The sequence below is a fragment of the Saprospiraceae bacterium genome, assembly GCA_016710235.1.
Lineage (GTDB): Bacteria > Bacteroidota > Bacteroidia > Chitinophagales > Saprospiraceae > Vicinibacter.
This window is the reverse complement of the sequence record JADJLG010000001.1, coordinates 2,065,813-2,089,833: the sequence shown is the minus strand read 5'-3', so window position 1 is coordinate 2,089,833 and position 24,021 is coordinate 2,065,813. Positions and strand designations below refer to the sequence as shown.

The window sequence follows — 24,021 nt, the reverse complement described above, 5'->3', positions numbered from 1 at the left end:
TTAATAAAATAGAATAAATATTCCATTGAGACATAACATTTCATCTATATAGACAAAATGATGAGGGATAACCCCTACGCAGACTTTAAAAATTTCTTATTTGCTTACTAAAAAAAAAAGGCCGGGTATAAATACCCAGCCTTTCAAATTCTTAAGATATTTTCTTATCTCGCCACTACAAATTTCTTGTTGATCACGCCTTGGGCGGATTCAATCATCAACACGTAATTTCCCGGCACCAACAAATCAGTGTTGATTGTTTCAGTATATCGACCCGCTTTCATTCTGCCTCCGAATGGATTGTACAATACCTGCTTTCCATTCTGGTCATATACTTTCACCTCAACATTGCTCTCTTCGCCAATCTGAAGATCTACTCTCAATCTATCATTCACCGGATTCGGATAAATGAACACTTCAAATACATTGTTCTGTGTTAACCTAACAGAAATTACCTTACTATAATTACTGCTGCCATCAAGATCTACCTGCTTGATTCGATAATAGTAGATTCCTGCTTGACTTACATTGTAATCATCATACGTATAGTTATGTAAACTCAACTCTGATTGTGAAGATGCGTCTTCTCTTCCGATTACCATGAATTCTTTCTCTGACTCGTATCTTCTTTCTATCTCAAAGTGACTGTTGTTCAATTCAACTCCTGTACTCCAATCCAACTCCGTGAATGCACCATTGTATCTACCTTCAAAGCTTAACCACTCCAATGGCAACACTTGCAATATCAAGCCTGCATCCACATTCGTCAAATTCTGGTCCGTAAGTACTCTCATCACCTCAGTTGTTCCTTTACCATTTGTACCGTCCACATCACTGTCCATTGCATCCACTCCCTGATGGGCTCTGGTAAATCCGTACTGACTTGGTGGTGCGAATTTCACATAATAGTCTCCCTGAGCGATTCCATCCAATGTGTATTGGCCGGAATTGTCAGTTGTGGACTGGCTCACAATTGCACCACTTACTTTGTAGGCGCTCACTGTTACACCGGCTACAGGTTTTTCACCTGAGTCTTGAATACCGTTGAGATTTGCGTCTAACCATACAAAGTTTCCAACTGTTGCTTTGTTCTGGAAGCCCGCACCAACATTCGGTATATGGTCACCACTGAGTACTGTCAACTTTCGTGTTGTATTGACTCCGTAGTCATGAGTGATGTCACTGTCAATATTCGGATCGGTTCCAGCCAATGCAGGTCCTGCGGCTAGATTGCCCGGGCGTTCAAATTGAACATAGTACATTCCCGGCTTCAAACACAAGCATGGGTAGTAACCATCATCAGAGAATTGGTTTGGATTGATTCCTGTAATCGTCTTACCAGCAATCTGATTTGTCATTGCATCGTAAATGATTACACTCAATCCGGCTATTCCATTCTCATCATCACGCTGGTAGATACCATCTTTGTTCAAATCATACCAAACATCTCCAGTAATACATGCACATTTCCACAAACCTAAATCCCATGTCCTATCATCTTCACCAGGACTTAAATAGGTAGTGGCGTTTGTTCCGGATCCATTGCTACCATCGACATCACTGTCTTTAAAGTCCGGACCCAAATTTGGATCTGTGACATTCCATCCTCCAGGTACAACATATTTCGCATAATATCTCATTGGCATCAACTTTTCAAATAAATAATACCCATTATTATCAGTCATAGTATTTCTGACAGGAAGATTTGTTTCTGCATCATACAAATAAACTAATATTTGACCAATACCTTCTTCTCCAGCATCCTGCATACCATTGGCATTGCGATCATGCCACACATAATCACCATACTTGGCTAATTGAACTAATCCTGCATCAATTGTACTATCTCTCTCTCCCCAATCCAAATGTGTACATTCTGTAACTCCGCTGGCATTAACGTCACTGTCCTTCGCGTCATCACCACCTTTGTTTTTGAATGTCCATCCATAGTTGCTGAAGTAAGGAGTTTTACTGTAATCAAATCTTACAAAATAATCTCCTGCGAATAATCCTTCAAAACCATAAATACCATTTGCATCTGTCGTATCTTTTTTCACTATGGAACCATCCCTGCAGTCATGTAAATAAACAACGACTCCTTGGATACCTGGTTCATTTGGATCCTGAACTCCATCACCATCCAAATCATCCCATACATAATCTCCCAGATATGCGGTCACTGTAACTCTATCTGGATCGTGATCATCTTCATCTTCATTTCCGCTGTCTGTAGTACCATTGCCATCGATCACATTGTCCCATGGATCACCGTCATGTACTTCCCTTTCTCTTGGAGAATCAGAAGCAGGATCACTATCCGCATCATCATTTGTACGATCTACTCCACTTGTATCTGTCATACTTCTTACTTCCGCATAATTCTCCCATGAGTAAATACTTACATTAGAAGCCGGAATGATTACTTCAAGGTTTAATGAAATCTGAACACTATCAGTAGGATTTAATAATCCTGTGTGAGTATATTCCAGATTTGATCCAATCAATGTCCAACCAGGATTATTCGCTGCATTAAAGCTGAATCCATTTGGCAAATAATCTCGCAATCCTATTGAAGCTGCGGGCACATTACCTTGGTTGAATACCGTAATTTTAAAGTTTACGGTTTCTCCCGGTAGGTAGAACAATTTCTCGTTTGGTACCCATTTTCTAAGAGCAAGGTCGACAATTGGCGGCGTTGCCGGATCATGGTCATCCTGATCATTTGGATCATCAATTTCATCATCTTTAGGTTCACCATCATTGCCCGGATCCGTATCCGGATGGCTATCAATGTCTACTCTAGGAGTATTAGTTGAATCTGTGAATGTCTTTATCTCCGCCAGATTGTACCAGGCATTTTGATTTCCAAGTTGAGGAACCACTTTCAAATAAATTGTAACGGCACCACTGTCTCCAGGTATAATTTTTGGAGCATAATTGGTAGTCGCTTTACGTGAAACCACGTCATATGTCCAATTTGCATTATTAGCTGCTACAAACTCATATCCCGTCGGCACATAATCAACCACCTGAGTGTTGATTGAACTCACATTACCTTGGTTAAAAATACTAATCGTAAATGGTACTATATTACCATAAGTGATTGGCAGTGTACCGGTATACTTTTTCCTCAAAGCAAGGTCAACAATTTGTGGACCTGCCGGATCATGGTCATCCTGACTTCCAACTCCTGTATCTGAGTTACTGGTAATGTTGTCATCACCAGGACTATTTGGAGTAACACCTTGTTCGTTTGGAGTATTGCTATTCGGATCACTATCAGCATCAACTCTTACTACATTATTGCTGTCTCTGCCTTCAGACACTTCTGCAAAGTTTATCCAACTCCTATATGTAGAAGAAGTTACACTTTCTAATGTCAAATCAAGAACTAGGACCACACTATCTCCAGGATTTATCCTATTAGAAATATTTCTGGTGATTGTTGGATAAGCTCCCGTCCAACCATTATTTGCACTAAAACTGTATCCTTCCGGAATACGATCTACAACTGTTACATTCTCTGCTGGTACATTACCCTGGTTGTAAACAGTAACACCAAAAGTCAATGTCTGTCCGTAACTGTAAGGCGCAGGAGTGATCATATACTTTCTGAGAGCCAAGTCGTAAACCTCAATTCTTGCAGGATCATGATCATCTTCATCTTCACCTTTCGAACCGTCTCCATTTGTTTTGTCATCATTTGGACTATCAGGTTCGCCACCCGGATCATTTGATGGATTCGTGTCTGAATCACTATCAATATCATCTCCAGGATTGCCATCCGGATCTTTAGCACCAGAAATTTCGGTATAGTTCGTCCAAGCTGTCGAAACATTTGAATAGCATGCCTTTACTCTCAATGTAAGAGTGATGGTTACACTATCTCCAGGTACTACAGGTCCTGCAATCACTGTACTTGCATTACTGGAGCCGCTATCGAATGTCCAAGTCGGATTGTTTGCTCCAATAAATTCATAACCGCAAGGTATGTAATCTACAATAGAAATCGTATTAGCTACAATACTTCCTTGGTTATAAACTCGAATATTAAATGTCACATCGTCACCATATTTAAATGGACCTGTCTGTGTTGTCCATTTCTTCTGAGCGAGATCGAATACTTCGATTCCACCTGGATCATGGTCGTCTTCTTCCCCACCGCGATCGATACTTGTGATATCATCATCCGCAGGATCTCCCGGTTCTACCGCTCTTTCATCAGGACCATCTGATCCCGGGTTGCTATCTGCGTCATCTGTATTTCTATTAGTACCTGTGCTATCAACAATTTGCTCTATTTCAGCATAATTGATATAAGCTTTTTCTGCTCCCGGAGTCATGATGATGCGAAGCTTCAAAGGAATTGTAACACTATCGCCAGGGTTTAATCTAGCTGTATACCAATAGTTAACAGTTGGATATGAACCTAACCAAAGTGGATTATCACCACTATTGTAACTGTATCCTGTTGGAATATAATCTTGGATATTCACTTCATCCATTGGCACATTGCCTTGATTTTTAACTGTAATACCGAAAGTGAGTAAATCACCGTAATGGTATGGGCCTGCTGTTTGTAGTACTTTTCTTAAGGCTAAATCGATCACTTCTATCCTAGATGGATCGTGGTCGTCTTCGTCTTCGCCAGCTTTGCCATCACCATCTTTATTGTCATCATCCGGTGTATCCGGATCACCGCCCGGATCATCATTTGGATTCATATCTGGGTTACTATCTATGTCTGTAACCACTGTTCCGGTTCCATCTAAAATTGATTTAATTTCAGCATAGTTGGTCCAGGCATTTGCTTCACCGGTATAGCAAGGTTTTACTCTTAAGAAAATTGATTTAACCGCACTATCACCAGGATTGATCACAAATGCCATGGTTGTCCTAGCCATATTAGTGCTTGCATCATATGTCCAACCAAAGTTAACTGCTGTGTTTTCAAACTCCAAACCACAAGGAATATAGTCTACTGTGCTTATAGCATATGCCGTTTGATTTCCTTGATTATAAGCGGTAATCTTATATTCTACCAAATCTCCATAACGATATGGGCCTGCAGTCACAGTTTGTTTGATTTGAGCAAGGTCAAATATTTTTGGACCTGCCGGATCATGGTCATCTTCTTCTCCACCTTTATCTGTACTTGTGATATTGTCGTCATTTGGACTTCCAGGTATCACGTCTCTTTCTTCAGGGCTATCTGAACCAGGATTACTGTCAATATCATCCAGAGTTCTATCTGCGCCTGTTGTATCCTTCATTGAAGTAATTTCTGCGTAATTTAACCAATTTGTCAAACCGCCATCTGTCATTTCCAAAGTAAGTAAGAGGTTGACAACAGCACTATCTCCAGGAGCCAATGGTCCTGCTATCGTGTAGTTCACACTTGGTGCAGCACCGCTCCAACCTGGATTACTTCCACTATTGAATGAATATCCGGTTGGAACATGGTCTGTGACAACTACATCTTCCATGTATTCATTGCCTTGATTGTACACTACTATCCTAAAGTTATGAACTTGTCCATAGCTATAAGGCTCCGATGTGGTCAATGTCTTGCGAAGCGCAAGATCAATAACTTCAATCAATGCAGGATCGTGATCGTCTTCGTCTTGTCCTGCTTTGCCATCTCCTGACTTGTTGTCATCGTCAGAGGTCAATGGTTGGCCTCCCGGATCATCGTTTAGATTTGTATTTGGTCTGGAGTCAATGTCTCCATCATTCATATTATTTCCATTGCCATCTTGGCTTCCAAAGATCTCAGCATAATTTACCCAATTTAATCTACCACCGGTTGAAGGTACAATATTGAGGTAAATAGTCAGCATTGATGAATCACCCGGCAATATTGGAGAAGTCCACGTCATATTTGCCTTTCTCGTAACAGAATTATAAGTCCACGTCGGAGTATTTGAGGCATTATTAAACTCAAAACCGGTTGGAATGTAATCCACTACTTGAATCTCATCTGCGGTTATATTGCCTTGATTGTATATCCAGATATTGAAAGGTACCAAATCACCGTAACTGTAAGGTCCAGTACCCGCTGGTTTTTTGATGAGTGCCAAATCATACACAGGTAGGCCTGCCGGATCATGGTCATCTTCTTCTCCACCTTTGTCTTGACTAGTTATATTATTGTCAGCAGTGCTTCCAGGTGTAACCGCCCGTTCGCCCGGACCGTCAGATCCTGCATCACTGTCAATATCATCATTCGTCCTGTCATTGCCAACCAAGTCTTGGGAAGATGCGATCTCTGAATAATTTATCCAGTTGTTCACACCCCCATTTGTCATGGCCAAAGTCAACACCAATGTAAGTTTTGCACTATCTCTAGGTGCAATACTGCTCGTAATCGTATTACTTATTGCAGGAGCCACTCCTGTCCATCCATTATTTGCAAGGAATGTGTACCCGGAAGGCACATAATCATTTACTACTACGTTGGTTGCTGTTTCATTTCCTTGATTGAACACAGTAATTTCGAACACAATCGGTTGACCATAAGAATACGGACCAGCAGTGATTGTTTTCTTTCTCAAAGCAAGATCCCAGATGCTGACATCCGCACAAACAGTATCTCTATCATCCGGAACACCATCGTTGTTCACATCTAAAGTGGTTCTATTGAACAATCCTTCTCCAGCTTGTGGAGTACCAGGATTTGCTGTACCACAATGATTGTAAATTTCATCACCCGCTGAAGGGCTGTCCACTAAATCAATTGTAGTTAAAACTGTAACCGTATATCTATGACTGGCTGAAGCCAGAATACTTTGATCATCTGCTAAATTCCAAGGACCACCAAGTGAAAGTGCAATCGAGCTTGGGTTGGCCGGATGTCCAGGTGCATTTGAAACATATGATGCACTCAACACCTGAAAATCATTCTCAAAACCAGGAATATCATTCAAGTCATATTGGCCTGTAGCGCCGCCTATATTCTGAACATCTATATAATATACTACTTGAAACTGATGATTGCCCAAATCAGTAATACTGGCAACTGTCTTATTATGAATCACATAAGGTAAATCTGCACACACACTGTCTCTTTGATCCGGAGTTCCATCATTATTCAGATCTAATCTTGATTCATTAAACAATCCTTCATTGGGTTGAGGATTTGAAGGGTTGCTACTACCACATTCGGTATAAACGTTGTCGCCAGGACCTGCATTTTGCAGATCAATGGAGGTATGAACGACAATCAAGTACATATCAATATCTCCGGCGGTGATCACCTGATTAGAAGCCAATGTCCAAGGTCCAGATCCAATCAAGGTGCCACCAGGTATTGTTGGCACGTCAGATGTAAAGTTTGCTCCTGTTATCACGATGTCAGAATCAAATACCGGTTGGTCCGATAAACTGTATGAACCTGAAGCACCTCCTTGATTTGTAACTGTAATCTTGTAAGTCACATCAAAAGTTCTTGCACCTGTTTGAACAGTGCTTACAATTGATTTTTCGTGAACAATTGCAGGTATATCCGCGCATACACTATCTTTTTGATCAGCGACTCCATCATCATTCACATCCATCAAAGATCTGTTGAATAAGCCTTCTCCTGCAGAAGGCACACCTGGATTGAGGCTTCCACATGCGGTGTACACATCATCCCCACCACTACCAGCTTGCAAACTAATGCTTACATCAACTGTAAGTGTGTATAATTGCACTCCTCCAGCTGCTATGGATTGATCAGTGGCCAGAGTCCACGGACCTGAGCCCGCTAGAATTGACGGGCCAGGATTACCTGTATTTCCACTTGCATCTGTTGAATAATTAGCTGCTAAAATGGTAACATCATTATCAAATACGGGTACATCTTGTAAATTGTAAGTGCCTGTCGCTCCACCTAAATTATTTACCTGAACCTGATACACTATTCTATATGAATTACCTCCAATTTGAGTCAATGAACTCACTGTTTTATCCTGGATTAAATAAGGTAAATCCGCACATACACTATCTCTTTGATCTGGCACTCCATCATCATTCACGTCGAGTAAACTACGATTAAATAGACCTTCTCCAGGATTAGGGATTCCCGGCACACTTGTACCACACTCAGTATATTGATTATCACCAGTTACTTGATCCTGCAAATTAAGGGTCAAGTTTACAGTTAGCGTGTACTGATGAGTAATTCCCGCATTTATTAATTGGTCAGCTGCCAAATTCCAAGGTGGAGTAGTTGGCAAGCCTAAACCTGGATTTCCAGGAGCTGTACTTGTATAAGAAACATTATTTATTGTGATATCATTTTCAAATACCGGTTCGTCTCTCAAATTGTATTGTCCTGTTGCTCCACCTAAATTTTGGACATCTATATGATAAGTTACATTCCAAGTATTTGGTGAAGTCTGAACTGCATTTACAAAAGTTTTGTCATGAATAATATATGGCAGATCCGCACAAGCAGTATCTCGCTCATCCACTGTTCCATCATCAAAAATATCCAATACTGATTCATTGAATAAACCTTCTCCGGATATAGGATTGCCAGTAGTTGTTTCACCACATGCAGTATAATTATTGTCTCCACCAGACGTTGCGGCCAAATTGATATTGACATCGACTGTAAGAGTATAAACATGTGTGGTATTTCCTGCTATAGTCTGGTTTGTGGCCAAAGTCCAAGGGCCTGAACCTGCCAATACCCCGCCAGGATTGCCCGGTGCTGTTGAACTATAATTTGACGATAATATGGTAATGTCATCATCAAAATTCGGAACATCATCTAAACCATAAGAACCTATACCTAATGAACTATTGGTCACTTCAATTTGATAAACCACAGAATAATTGTTTGCAGATGTCTGTGTGACAGATACAATGGATTTGTTATGAGTAATATCCGGACCAGTAATCCTTACCAGATAATCTTCAACTTCTCCATCCGGAGCAGCGCCAATTGGGCTCATGCTCGCTGCAGCATCAGTGCTCAATCTGAATCTAACCCCCAGTGGAGTATTCGGTACTGCATTAATTGGTACTGCAATAGGAACCAACATCGTGGTATTTGTCCCCGATGGTACGTTAATGGAAGCCATTTCTCCGGCATCCACCAAATCGCCATCATTATTAAAATCAACAAACATGGTCAATTTTGCTGTAATTCCAGTCATGTTCATCACAACTACCGGTACAGAAACTGTATTTCCTGTAACAAAAGCTGGTAAAATAACTCCGTCTTCGTCATCTGGTGTAACCCCACTGAAATCGTCGCCATCTGCATTTACGGAAGGGGAACCATCCGCTTCAGGGTCAACACTGAGACCCATCTTCAAGCCGCTTATTATTTTATGTGATGGACCACTGTCTGCGTTTGTTGTTTGGTAATTGTTTGAGGAAGTGCCTGCTCCTGTATCTGCTAAATCTCCTCTGTCAAATCCCATAACTGAAGCCATATAATCTTCCACTTCCCCGCTTGAGGAAACTCCCGTTGCGGACATAGCAGAAGTAAAGTCGTTGCTCAATCTAAATCGAACACCAAGATTTGTATTAATTACCGCATTATCAGGAACTGCTAATGTAAGATTTACACTACCGTTAGTTCCTGTAGGAACTGTCGTAGAAGTCATCTCTCCGAGATCGTTAAAATCTCCATCATTATTAAAATCCATAAACATGGTCAACTTTGCGTCTGATCCTGTCATATTCATGACTACAACTGGTATAGTTGCAGTTTCTCCAGCTATAAACATTGGCAAAGTAGCCCCATCCTCATCATCTACACTTCCCGTGTTACTTGAATCATCACCCGTGGCTAATGCAGATTGATTGCCGTCAATTTCCGGATCAACTGTAGCTCCAATTTTCAAACCAGAAATAATCTTATGAGCAGGGCCATTGTTTGCAGCTTGAGTTTCATAATTGAGGCTGCCTGTGCCTGCTCCACTGTCTGCTAAGTCACCATAATCAAAAGCCATCACTTGTGAAATGTAATCTTCTACTTCACCATCCGGAGCTGAACCCGTCGGGCTCATGCTAGCTGCAAAATCTGTGCTCAATCGGAACCTTACCCCGAAGTTTGTATTTGTTATCGCATTTATTGGTACTAATGTGGTTAGATTTACAGTTCCGTTAGTACCGGTTGGAACTGTGGTCGAACTCATTTCTCCTGCATCATCAAAATCTCCATCACCATTATAATCAATAAACATTGTAAGTTTCGCATCAGATCCAGTCATGTTCATGACTACAACAGGAATTGTTGCGCTGCTTCCTGCCACTAACATTGGTATTGTGACACCATCCTCATCATCTGTTCCTGAAGCATCATCACCATTGGCGATTGCTGAAGGGTTTCCATCTGCCTCTGCATCTTCTAAAGTACCTATTTTTAAAGTCGAAATAATTTTATGATTTGGACCATTATTAGCATCTAAAGTTTCGTAATTACTTGAGCCGGTTCCTAAAGCAGAATCGGCCAAATCTCCATAATCATAACCCATTATGCTTACCATATAATCCTCAACTTCACCATCCGGAGCCGGGCCGGTAGGCAGCATAGAGGCAGTCATATCTGTGCTCAATCTAAATCGAACTCCCAAGTCCATATTTAGAACAGCAGTCGATGGAACTACAATCGGAATATTAATCGCACCATTCGTGCCTGTCGGCACGATTGCGGAGTACATTTCACCCGGATCATTGAGAATCCCATTTTTATTATAATCTATAAACATAGTGAGTTTAGCGTCTTGTCCAGTCATGTTCATCACATTGACTGAAATCGTCGCTGCCTCACCTGCAACCAACATTGGCATGGTCACACCATCTTCATCCGCACCGTCACCTGTTGCTGTGGAATTAGGTTGACCGTTCGATTCAGAGTCGATTGTAGATCCTATTTTAATGCCACTTATGATTTCATGACTTGGACCAACTCCTTCACCTCCATTGGCGGTGTTAGTTGGATAGGATCCTGTTGTATTAGTATCCGGTAGATCTCCCCAGTCATAATATCTTGGACATGGCTGAACAGGTCCTACAACAATAGTTTGTGTAATGCAGTCATTGAAATCTGCGTCTCTCACTGTTAGTGAATAGGTCGTACTACCATCCGGTTTGAATGGAGGTGTGGTGGCATTCCCCACGTTTAGCGGTGTGCCGTATGTTCCCGTCCCAATAACTACCCCGCCGAGTACAACTTCAAAGGAATTTGAAGACCCTGCACCGGTATTGGAACTATTGACGGTTACTACGAAATAATCATCGGAGTAATCATAAGGAGTTCCATTGTCATTACAGGTACCAGGTGTAATTGTGGCGCTTATCGCGCAACAGTTTTTGGTAGCTACGTAAACTTTGCAGCATAATTCTCCCGGACAACCTGAAGCATCAGTTCCTGTATAGTAGATTGCTTCAAAACCATCTGCCAAATAGCTTTCGGTACCATTTATTGTCAATACTGGCCCTGTACCTATAATAGAATTACTGGTACTATCTCTCCAAACAACATTGGAGATGCCGACATCCGCCGTAAATGTTATACTTTGAGTACCATCATTGCAAATTGTATCTATTGAATAATCACAAACCAAAGGTTGAGAACACATGACATACATCGCACTTCCTTCAAAATCTGCATCTGTTGGCAGACCGGGAGTTCCTGGAATGTACACAGAGGTCACAAGGTTTCCACCATTGGTTCCCGGAGTCACATCCACAAATCTCTGAACTCCATTATCTGCTCCTATCAATTTTGAATTCACAGGATCCCAGACAACTGTCTCTATGTCAACTGATCCCGACAAGCCACCGTTAAGGTTGTTGTCGCTTACGGTAAGAATCGCACCAGTGCTTAAATTTATTGTGTATAGTTGATCGTCATACCCATCCACTCCGTATGTGGTACCATCAGGTAAAATTTCAAGTCCATCAAGATAATAAATATCTGCACCGGCACCGGTTAAAAGGCCTACTGGTATAGCATTAGTTGCTAACATTGGATTTGGATTTAACCCTGAGATAGTAATATAGGACAAACCATCTGTATTGGTATCTGTATTTAATGCTGTACCATTGGTTTGTGCAAAATATAATCTACCATTATTATAAGCTAAATTTTCTGAAGCATTGTCACCCTGTGCATCAATATGACCTACCAATTTGAATACAACACCATTTGTCACATTGACTGTATCCAAGTCCGCTGCCCATAATGCTTGTGTTCCAGATGGCCCCCCTGGAAGTCGATCAGCTGAGGTTAAATATACAATTCCTGTTGTTGGATCGACTGCCATACTTTCTATGTCCCCAGGATTTCCAGAAGTTGGGAAATTTGTGATTACATTTGTGATCGGATCGAAATATCTTGCTCTTCCAAAATCTATACCGGTTGCGTTAGCGTTGTTGTAATCACTGAATGACCAAAGATGATAATTGTCTGCTCCTTGATCTTCATCGAACACCCAAATAGTCGGTACGTCCTGACATGGTTGTTGGGCCAAAAGTAATTGAGAACAACAAACAAATAATAATAGCCATAAAATCAAAGATAATTTCCACTTAAAGTAATGTAAGGAAAATTCCAACGAATTTAATAATACTGATATAGCTTTCATTTTCATTCTGTTTACAGATAGATGAGAAAAATTTGTATGTAAATTATATATTAATAATTTTTTTAATATGTTTGGCATTAGAATCCAAGATGAACTTTCGTATTTCATATTTTTGAATTTTAACGCTGAATAGATTTTGTCACATTGAAACAATTCGGATCCGGGCAAATGCTACAAGACTGCACCGGACCAACAGATATTGTACTGAAGCAGGAGCTGTCAGCAGCATCTTCAATTCTCACAATATATGTACTACTTCCATTTGCTTGCAGCAGCGGGTTCCCTAACAATCCGTTACCACTTATTACTACTGGGGTACCGCTCATTGTCACCGGACTGGTAAAGGCTCCTATTTTTACCACATATGTTCCACTTCCATCAGTGACTGTGCCTGTCACCGTCAAGGTAAACCAATCATCTGAGCTTGTGGCAGGAGTACCGTTATTATTGCATAGAGTACTGAACGTTCCGGAGGTAGAGCAAACCACACAAGCTTGTGTTTTTACTCTTACCAGACAGCACAATTCCCACGGACATCCGTCTGCATCACTTGCGGTATAATATATAGATTCATAGCCATCCGACAAAAAAGACTCAGTGCCTACAATAGTCAGAGTAGCACCGGTACCTATCAAGCTATTGCTTGTACTGTCATACCACTGCACATTGCTTAAACCGTTCTCTGCTGTCAATGTCAACGATTCCGTCGCATTATTGCAAACTGTAAAAATAGTATCTACGCATAATTCTCGGAAAACGTCTATATCGCCCAAACTTCCTTTACCATTATTGTTATTGTTTGAATCCCAGTCAATTATATTTGTTCCTGTAATCGGATCACCAGTAGCTGTTATCGGGATTCCAACAGCTCCATACGTTAACCTATTTGTAGCCACTTGATTGATAATATTACTAGTGGTCCAGGTAAATTGATCCCTGCTTGTCAAATCAATTTCACTTTTGGCCCCATCATAGGTCAAATAACCATAATCCGTACCTCCCGCTGAATTCAATTTATTGTAATAATCTCCTGTATAATAGAGTTTTGGTGCAGTCCAGCCTGCACCGGATGGTGAATATTCGTATGTGTAACTGAAATGAGCTCTCTCGCAAAAGTCTGTGATCATCGTCTTTGTTGTCACCAACATTTTACCTTCTGATGAAAATTCAATATCTGTTATTGGATTGGCAACATAAGAGTTGCCATCACCGCCATTTCTTCCGGTATAAGGTTGTCCAAATGCATTTACAGGATAATTGACAGTAATTTCCAATACTTCTCCGTTGGGCACTGCAAAATCACCAGATGCACTCAATGCCTCAGACCATATTTCGTTGGGTGTCGCTGTTCCTATTTCTTGAACCTGTCTTCCGAAATAAACTTTTCCTTTATAATATCCTATTCCCCATACTCTTTCTCCCAAAGGGGCCATACCGTTTAGTCCATCATCATTGGCAAACGGGTCGAATGTCGAAAGAATAGCCCCAGACAGCGATAATCTATATATTTTACCATCCTCTCTGTTGGTTACAAAAAGTTGGTTATGATCTCTATCATAACATATATTCCCCAATCCAACTCCAACTTTTCTCCCACTCATAGGGTCTTCTCCAGCCCTATAGTAAGTCACCCTACCATACGGATCTGTATATTGACGACAAGGGTCACCCGTATAGGTTTTGTCAAATACAGGAAATACATTAGCGTTGGGAAGTGTAGCAAGCACTGTTACTGCTCCTGTAGAGCCATCAATTTTATATATAGCCCCAGAACCACCTTTCCCTTTAGGGAAAGCGCCCATTTGAAAGCATGTTTCTGTAAATGTTGCTGCACACTGTGTACCCGAGCCCATGCCTAATGTGGTATAATCAGTCACATAGATATTGCCATTCCTATCTGTAGCAATGCCAAACAAAGAGCCCATTTTGTCAGTCTTTACACCTGTAGCATCTACTGTGCCATATTCCCATTCCGGATGATGATATGTTGGTGCAGCCCAGACACTTGATGAATAAGCCGGTCGATTTCTCACGTCAAAAATCTGAACCACAGGAAGGTTGGGTGCATTATCCTGAAATGGATTCCACAAGTCTCTCTGGATTGCAGTCATCACAGATTGTCCATATTCCAAAGGCAGTTGCGCAAATGAAGTATTGAGTCCAAAAACAATCAAAGCAATTGTTTGCAGAACTCTTTCCGACCATTTAAAGATTACTGAGTTTATATTTTTCATTTTTATCATTCGTTCTTTTAAGGAAATTAATTTTTCTTAACGTCCACAGTTGCACACCTCTTTACCGGACAGTTAGTACTACAACTCACCGGTGCAGTATAAGTTGTAGTATTACTACAAGTTGCATCTGCACTGAAACTTACTGTAACCGTATGACTTGTTCCATCTGCTGTAAGTCCGGTAATCGAATAATTTTGTGGGCTTGTAAATGGTGGTGTGAAGGTCTGACTTCCGCCTCCGCTTACACTAACTGTCATGGTGCCGCTTGTCGGCGCATTGCTGAAGGTTACGCTACCTGTTAACGTATATTGATTATTTATAGGATTGCAATTGCCCGGTGTAGCTGTCAAACTTACAGAACAAGTTGCAGCAGACTTAAACCCAAAATCTAAAGTATGATTATTTTCACCAGCATTACCAGTTGTATATGTTATATCTGCATTTGTTCCCACTAAACTAGCATCATTATCGCCTAAGTCTTGAATGCCACCTGTTGGTTGATCTTTCAAAGTAACAAACTTTCCAGAAGGAATATTAGCTGCTTCAATTCTTATAGTATAAGTAGTATTGGGCAAAACACCATCTGCTGTTCCAAAATAATATTGCCCACCATTTGTGGTTGATTTTGTTGAAATTAAAGTAGTAACACTATATAATTTAACTGTAACACCATCTAATCCCATTTCATCGGCATCTTGAACTCCATCATTATTAGTATCCATCCATACACGATTTCCTATTTCGATGGAAGGGACATCTCCTAATATTTCAATATCTCCCATACCATTTGCTTTCCCAGGCCCACCTTCATCAACAGCTGCTCCATAATATGTTTGATATCTTCTCGTAGAACTACCATCAGTTATGCTAAAAGATTCTACACCTCCAGCATCTAAGGTGATTGGATCAAAAACAGAAAGGACAATTTCTTTTTGTCCTGGTACATATACAAGTCCTCCAACACTAATTTCAGAATGCCAACCACTAGATACTTGATCATCCCAATAAAATTCTCCTGGATTATTTTTTGATGGTCCTTGTAAAGAATTGACTCCACCATATCCTGAAATACCAGTCCCTGAACCTGAAGAAGTATATATTCCTGCTTTACCATCCTCTTCTAATTCATATAAACCTGTAGCAGGATTCAAATATGTTCTTAAAATATCGCCACTAGAAATCCCATTTCCATTATTAATTGCAAGTTCTTTATTTAATGGTGTTGCTGTTGGAAGTGCATTTCTATGACCAATTTGAAATCCAGATCTATCTACAAAAGCCAAGTGCATTGACCCTTCTTCATCAAACTCTATATCAGATAGAAGGGGTTGTGGATGTAAGAAAGCATTGTAATAATCGCCACCTTTAAATTCAAAATCATTAAAGTTGTCAGTCCATGGATTCCAATATGGGGCCGTACTTACACTTATAACTGAGCCTTTATTATAATCTAAGGGGAAAGTAATGATTGGTGTTGTATTCCAAGTATTAGTAGTTGGATTAAATGCATAAACATAAGCACTTAAATTGGACCTTGTACCCCCACTGCTAGCATCACAAATTACTCCAAGATACAATTTTCCTCTCCAATATTTTAAAGCCCAGGGTCTAGTAACTCCATTAGCACAACCTGGGTCTGGATAATTGGGTAAAGCCGCGGCACTGCTTGCAGTGGTAGCTGTAGCATCTAACGAATATACTTTTCTATCATTTAAATTTACAACATATAATGTCATGTTATCATCTGAGATTTCAATATCGCCAAAACCTACTTTCCCAGCTTTAGAAAAGGCTTCAACATCGACCGAATTTTTAGTTTTATCAGCTGGAATATCTCTTGAAGCATTGGAGCCAATCGTACCAGCCAAAGAACCGAAATCATAGAAAATTGAAGGCGTACCAGCATTTGTCGGGTCATTCATATCTATCTTCCAAATAATACCAATTCCATTACTGGTTAATCCTACATGCCTTTTTAACAAGGTAGATGCAAATAACCTTTTTTGGTCTTTCTGATAAGCCAATCCCCAGGTTGAACCAATTTCACCAGCAGTTGCAGTAGTAAAATTATCCGTACCTGTTTGATCAATTTGATCCTCTCTACCATTTGCAAGATATGGGAATGTTATCATTGCTTTATCATTAATAGCATTACTACCAGGATCTGTAATATCACCCGAGTTGTATGTAGGAACAGTTAATTTTATATTGTTAACACTTTGGTTGCTATATCCACCCGGATAAAATATACCATAGTCTACATTTGTTTGATTAGCAGTTACAAATTGTACAGATGAACCATTATTCGTTCCAATGAATGAAGAAAAATCAATTCCAGCTAATGGACCATTAGGATAGGTATTTGTTGATGGAATCTCAAACTCAATCCTAACGTTCCCACTACATCCTGAAATAGAATAATTAGGGCTAGAGATAGCAGTAGTAATAGCATTTCCACATGCAATGGAAGATCCAGGAGCATATGCTTTAACTATTATATTTCCCATTAAAGGTTCACCGCTTTGTTTTATTCCATCTCCATTAAAATCTCTAAATACAGTTCCAGAAATTTGTGCAGATAAGAAATAGGAGATGAATACTAATACTCCTAAAAAGTAGTACTTTTTCATTTTCATTCGAATTCATTCATTTTGAGAAGACAATAATTGTGCCATATATTATATTTTTATGTAATACATAAAAAATATAATTAAATACTCTTTTTGATCCATTAAAATTTACTGAGAGGGATGGAGATAAAGACGACCCAAATGTAAATACATATTATATATTTTTATAATATGTCTATATATTTAATATTTTAAATGTATAAACCACTCATTATTAGCTATCTAATAATCTGTTTCGTGACATTAAAACAGTTTGGATCCGTGCAGTTACTACAAGCCAGTACCGGCCCAACAGATATGGAACTGAAACATGTGCTGTCGCTTGAGTCTTCTATTCTGATGGTATAAGTGCTGCTTCCGTTGGCTTGTAACAATGGATTCCCTCCTTGGCCATTTCCTGTAATGCTTATGGGCATGCCACTAGGAGTGCCAGGACTGGTATAGGCTCCTATTTTTACGACATAAGTTCCACTTCCATCAGTGACTGTGCCTGTCACCGTCAAGGTGAACCAATCATCTGTACTATTCGCCGGGGTCCCGTTATCATTGCATTGTGTAGTATATATTCCAGAGGTCGAACAAATATTAACCATCGCAAATCCGAAATCAAAGGTATGATTATTGGCTCCGTTTATTGGGATATCTGTTGTTAAGATGGATGCTTCTACATTACTTCCAGATACTGCGCCATCGCTGTCCCGCACATCTGGCTGACCCGCTCCTCCTGTATTTGCGGTTGTAGGGTTCATATTCAAAAGTGCTGTCTGAGTATTGTATGATGGTATTCTCAAGGTATAGGCCATGTTTGGCATAAGCTGTATAATACCATATATCACTGAAGCAGTATTGATACCTGTACCACTACTGAAATAGTAATTTCCATTGGCGTCCGTCTGTGCAGTAGCGATTACACTACCTGTTTTTACTAATTGGACTGTGACTCCTGTTATCGCTGCTTCTCCCGGATCTTGAATGCCGTCATTATCTGTATCATTCCAAACGCGGTTGCCGATTTCGATCGGAGACTCCAGACCCAGTAACTCTATATCTCCCATAGCCGCTGACTTCCACAAACAGGCTGAAGCATTTGGATTACAGTCATCTCTAAACAGTTCATTCCCTCGAAGCTGATCGCCATTTAAATTATTGAAAATTAGATATCCATTAGATACGTCTCTTGCAGGATTTAATGCAGTAGTTACAACTTCATCTTTGTCGCCTTGTCTATATGCTGCCAATGCTCCCAGAACTGTCTCTGAATGACAATAGACTGCTCCTCCGCATATCACCTGTCCCCATCTTGCTTGATCTTGATAAAAATCATTATTCAAATATGATCCTGAAGCTGTGGTTGAAAAATTACAGTTGGCTTTAATTACTTTTATAATATCTCCATTTGCATAAACTTTAGTATTGGGAGCATTGCCATTTAAATCATTATTTCCCCCACCTGTCTGATAACCATTTCTGTCTGAAATGCCTAATAATAAGTCACCACTATTATCAAATTCGATATCAGTCAACATAGGTTCGTTCTCGTATGTGGTGAATTCATTCATCCAAGATCGCCATTTAGCTCCACCATTTCCAGTCATTGGTGCTGGTATTGCATAGTTCTGTAGATCATCAGTTTCTCTATAAGAAAAATCCTGAGAATAAAATAAAACAGGAGCAGAGGGTATATTATTTATTCCTAAATCATATTCATAAACAGTTAGTGAAATATCTGTTGAACTCGTAGCCACTTCATTATTCGATGCATCTTGTCCACTACAAACCAATCCAACATATAGTTTACCCCTATAAACTTTTAATGCAAACGGTCTGAATTCGCCATCTGTTGATGAAGAACAAGGATTTGTTATATTATAAGAGCTAATCTGAGCAGCAGTGGGAATTTGAGGATTGGCAGGATCCTGCAAATCCAATCTGTAAATCTTCCTGTCAAAGAGATTAATCACAAAAAGATATCTACCATTTTCACTAATATCCATATCACCTAATGAGGTTTTTCCTACCTGATCATAAGCATCTGCATCTGTCGTTGGAGTGAAATTAGGCTGAGCAGGTAATGCTCTAGTTGTATTAGATTTGATATTATAGGCTCCAGATGCAGCGTGGGTTGAAAATCCCAAAGCATCCAAATTTGCAAATGCTAGATTTGCATTTAAATCTGGTGAAGCCGGGTTGATCATATAAATTCCACCTGGACCCAATGGTCCCATACCACAATGACGTCTTATCATAGCAGAAACAAATATTCTATTAGCTTGTTTGCTATAAGCATTTCCCCAAAGAGTGCCAGTTTGGCTGGCTTTAGCTAAGGTATCCAAACCACCAGAAAAATCAAATGAATAAAATTCTGTATTATTGGAAGGTCGTGGATCGTCAAATAAGTAGTTACTTATCGTCACCGTAGGCTTATTGGCTGTGTAAGAAGGATCATTCGGAGGAGGAGGTGTTGTAGGTATTGGATCACCAGAGTTAAGCAATATGGAATAAATTGCAGGCTCAAAAGTACTAGATCCGCCGTATTCTGATGGATAATGCACTGCAAAATTGACATTTGAAGAATTTGCGCCTACAAACTGAACACTTGATCCATATGCACTGCCGCTTAAACCTGAATAATCAATGCTATTTGACAATTGACAAGCACTTGCAGGTATTTCAAATTCTATCCTCACTTGACCAGAACATCCATTAATGGTGTAATTGGGAGCAACAGCAGATGTGCTTGTCTGAGTAGTACCACATTGAGCACCCGAGACATCGTATGCTTTAACAACAACACCAGCGACAAGTGGTTCAGCTGACTCCTTAGTACCGTTCCCATTAAAATCTCTGAAAACAGTTCCAGAAATTTGTGCAGATAAGAAATAGGAGATGAATACTAATACTCCTAAAAAGTAGTACTTTTTCATTTTCATTCGAATTCATTCATTTTGAGAAGACAATAATTGTGCCATATATTATATTTTTATGTAATACATAAAAATATAATTAAATACTCTTTTGATCCATTAAAATTTACTGAGAGGGATGGAGATAAAGACGACCCAAATGTAAATACATATTATATATTTTTATAATATGTCTATATATTTAATATTTTAAATGTATAAACCACTCATTATTAGCTATCTAATAATCTGTTTCGTGACATTAAAACAGTTTGGATCCGTGCAGTTACTACAAGCCAGTACCGGCCCAACAGATATGGAACTGAAACATGTGCTGTCGCTTGAGTCTTCTATTCTGATGGTATAAGTGCTGCTTCCGTTGGCTTGTAACAATGGATTCCCTCCTTGGCCATTTCCTGTAATGCTTATGGGCATGCCACTAGGAGTGCCAGGACTGGTATAGGCTCCTATTTTTACGACATAAGTTCCACTTCCATCAGTGACTGTGCCTGTCACCGTCAAGGTGAACCAATCATCAGCGCTAATGGCTGGCGTACCGTCAGGTTGTGAAAAAACTCCCAAAAAATTAATATAAATAAATCGTGGCAATATTAATTGTAATGTGTATTTTTATACATTATGAATCATGTTACCGGCATACCAAGATTACAAATGCAGATGAGTTCATTGGAAGACTCAATAGGACAGGATAATCCCGTTCGATTTATTGACGCATTTGTAGAGCAATTAGATTTGTTAAAACTTGGATTTGAAGTAAAGACTTTAAAGAATGAGGGTCGACCTAGTTTTGAATCTGCTACACTTCTTAGAATTTATTTGTATGGCTATTTAAATGGTTTGAGAAGTAGTCGCCGATTAGAAACCGAATGCTGTCGCAATATCGAACTTCAGTGGTTAACATTAGGCTTGAAACCAAATTATCATACCATTGCTGATTTCAGAAAGACAATCCTAAAGCATTAAAAAAACGTGTTCAAATTATTTGTTTCCTTTTTGAAGGATATCGATTTAGTCAGTGGACAAGTTGTTGCTATTGATGGCACAAAGTCAAGAGCCCACAACAGCAAAAGAATAATTACAATCAAAAGAAAATTGAGAGACATTTAGCCTATATTGAAGAGAAAAGTACAGAATACATCAATCTACTTGAACAAAATGATTCCCAGGACGACTTAATCAAAGTTTCTGACATTCAAGAAAAAATAAATAGACTTAAGAAGAACAAAATTAAGTATGAAATTCTTCAGGAACAACTCCTTACTACAAACGAACCACAGATAAGTACTACTGATCCGGATTCCAGAGCATTGTTGGTTCATGGACAAGTCGTGGAGGTATGTTACAATGTCCAAACTGCGGTTGATGAAAAACATAAATTGGTCATTGCCACTCATACCATAAATCGCAATGACAGGAATGCCTTAACCGATATCGCACTCGAAGCAAAAGCAAATTTAGCTGCAGATAATTTTATTGCTATTCTAGATAAAGGCTATCACAATGGGCGAGAAATTCAGCAATGCAAAGATGCAAATATTGTTACAATCGTTGCACCTTCTGAAATAGTGAATAGCAACACACATGGAACTACACCAGATTACGTAGTAACCAATTTCATTTATGATGAAGAAAGCGATTGTTATACATGCCCACAAGGAAATATTTTAAATACAACAGGTTCCTGGCATAAAAAATCAAGAGATAATCATAACAGTTATAGATTTAAAAAATACCGAACACCCGACTGTAAAACATGTCCGGTAAAACATCTCTGTACAGGTAGAGCAAGTGGAGGCAGAGAAATAGAGAGAAGTGAATTTGCTTCTGCGGTAGAAGAGAACAATAAACGCTATAAAGACAATGCAGTATTGTACCGTAAGAGACAAGAAATTAATGAGCATATCTTTGGTACCATAAAAAGAAAATGGGGATATTATTACACCAACCTTAAAGGATTAGTAAAAGTCAATGGTGAACACAGTTTAATAATGCTTGTATACAACATCAAACGATGTTTCTCTATACTAGGGGTTCCGATGCTTATCGAAAAATTGAGAAATTGGGTTTCTCCTTACAAGAAAGACCCTAATTTTTCTCAAAATTGGCTTGTTTTAAGCCTGTGGGAGCTCTTATTTTTTTGTAACCTACTCGGCGGTCTATAAAAATATTGCCTGTATCATGTCTAAAATTCGGTTATATGAAATTTTACCGGGTGATTTATGCAGTTGAAAACAAAAAATATGGTATTTTCACAGTCTGCCGTTAGTGGATATTAAAATGAAGGCAACCTTTGGAATAATATTATTTTTTTTAATTCAAAGTGTATATGGTCAGATACACCCAATAGAGAATTGGGTAAAACAGAATTACAAAAAGATTGATAGCACCTATGGGATGAGCTCAATTATCTTGAAACCAGAAGTGCAAATCATTGGATTTGGTGAAGCATCTCATGGTCAAAGGAGTTTTTTTGAACATAAAATCAACAGTTTTAAATGGCTTGTTGAAAATGAAGGTTATAAAATTTTCGCATTGGAAGCAGGCTTTTCAGAAGCATTAAAAATTAATCAATATATCCTATATGGACAAGGAAGTGCAAAAGAAAGCCTAATAAACCTTAATTATGGTGTTTGGCAAATTGAAGAATTTGTAAAGCTTATTGAGTGGATGAGAGCATATAATATGAACAAGTCATCAAGTGCAAATAAAGTTTTACGGTTTTGACTGTCAAATGTCGAAAGGGGAGTGTAGATTATTTGAAATCCGTCAGTCATATCATTGGATATAATTTCAACTACGAAGAACTTTCATTGTTAGAAGATTTATTGCAGCTGCAACGCATACGAGACAAGCAATTAGCTCAACGAATATATCCGCTATTGTCGAATTTTATAACTTCATTTGCTACGAGAATTTCCGATTCAGACCAGGATACGACTTTCAAAAAGACATCTTTAACTGTATTGAACAATTTGAAATACTTTTGTGATACTGAAAGAAATGGTGAAAATCAGAATGGATTAAATCGTGCAAGATTTATGGCAGATAATGTCCAACACATACTTGAAATTGAAGGTAATAATATAAAAATGGTGCTTTCAGCCCACAATGGGCATATAACCGCAAATCCAAGAGAAAAAGATATGGGTTATTGGTTAAAACTTAATCTTGGCACTAAATATTATGCCATTGGTTACGAATTCAACGAAGGAAAAATTTTAGGATTTGATATTGTAGATGAAGAAGTTATTTTCAGAGAATTGACAATTACACCTGCAAAAAAGGGTACAATGGGAAATCTCCTCTCAAATTTTGTAGGTAAAGATTGTTTACTTGATTTGAGCGGTTCAAAACCGGATTGGTTTTTTAAAAAGCAGACAGTTTCCGACATCATGGGCTGTTTTGGTCAAAAAGGATGTATGGGCAGATACACAAAGATTAATTTAGCTTTATCTTACGATGGAATTGTATATATCGAATACACAGAAGCAGTAAACCGAATGAAAAACATCCACTAACAATGCACTGGACGGACAGACTTGCTAATGCTGCGTCCGTCGCCAGTGCCAACCGTCAAACTGTCTAAAAACTAAATCGATATTTTATTAAAAAAAATAGCCACATTTTGATTATTTCGTATATT

The 24,021-nt window shown here is 39.1% G+C and carries 7 protein-coding genes and 1 pseudogene; 3 read left to right on the top strand and 5 right to left on the bottom strand.

The annotated features are described in order from the left end of the window. Positions 1-164 precede the first annotated feature (164 nt). The 5 genes from IPI99_08410 to IPI99_08390 all read right to left on the bottom strand — a co-directional run bounded on the left by IPI99_08410 (position 165) and on the right by IPI99_08390 (position 20,939). Complete coding sequence (locus IPI99_08410; protein ID MBK7340535.1) at positions 165-12,590, bottom strand: DUF11 domain-containing protein; 12,426 nt, start codon at positions 12,588-12,590, stop codon at positions 165-167. Between the two features lie 119 nt (positions 12,591-12,709). After that, entirely contained in the window at positions 12,710-14,824 is a 2,115-nt protein-coding gene (locus IPI99_08405) for a hypothetical protein (GenBank protein ID MBK7340534.1), read from the bottom strand. Between the two features lie 26 nt (positions 14,825-14,850). Then, positions 14,851-17,454: a hypothetical protein gene (locus IPI99_08400; protein ID MBK7340533.1), complete on the bottom strand. Its 2,604-nt coding sequence runs from the start codon at positions 17,452-17,454 to the stop codon at positions 14,851-14,853. Between the two features lie 218 nt (positions 17,455-17,672). Continuing rightward, a complete protein-coding gene (locus tag IPI99_08395) occupies positions 17,673-20,378 on the bottom strand; it encodes a hypothetical protein (GenBank protein MBK7340532.1) in 2,706 nt (901 codons plus the stop codon). A gap of 216 nt (positions 20,379-20,594) precedes the next feature. Next, the gene (locus tag IPI99_08390; protein MBK7340531.1) at positions 20,595-20,939 is read right to left on the bottom strand and encodes a hypothetical protein; all 345 of its coding nucleotides are present in this window, start codon (positions 20,937-20,939) and stop codon (positions 20,595-20,597) included. A gap of 57 nt (positions 20,940-20,996) precedes the next feature. Here IPI99_08390 and IPI99_08385 point away from each other — a divergent pair. The 3 genes and pseudogenes from IPI99_08385 to IPI99_08375 all read left to right on the top strand — a co-directional run bounded on the left by IPI99_08385 (position 20,997) and on the right by IPI99_08375 (position 23,896). Further along, a pseudogene (locus IPI99_08385) lies at positions 20,997-22,456 on the top strand (IS1182 family transposase). Positions 22,457-22,655: 199 nt separating this feature from the next. Next, positions 22,656-23,102, top strand: a complete 447-nt coding sequence (locus IPI99_08380) for an erythromycin esterase family protein (GenBank protein ID MBK7340530.1) — start codon at positions 22,656-22,658, stop codon at positions 23,100-23,102. Next, complete coding sequence (locus tag IPI99_08375; GenBank protein MBK7340529.1) at positions 23,099-23,896, top strand: erythromycin esterase family protein; 798 nt, start codon at positions 23,099-23,101, stop codon at positions 23,894-23,896. Before IPI99_08380 ends, IPI99_08375 begins: the two co-directional genes overlap by 4 nt. Positions 23,897-24,021 lie beyond the last annotated feature (125 nt).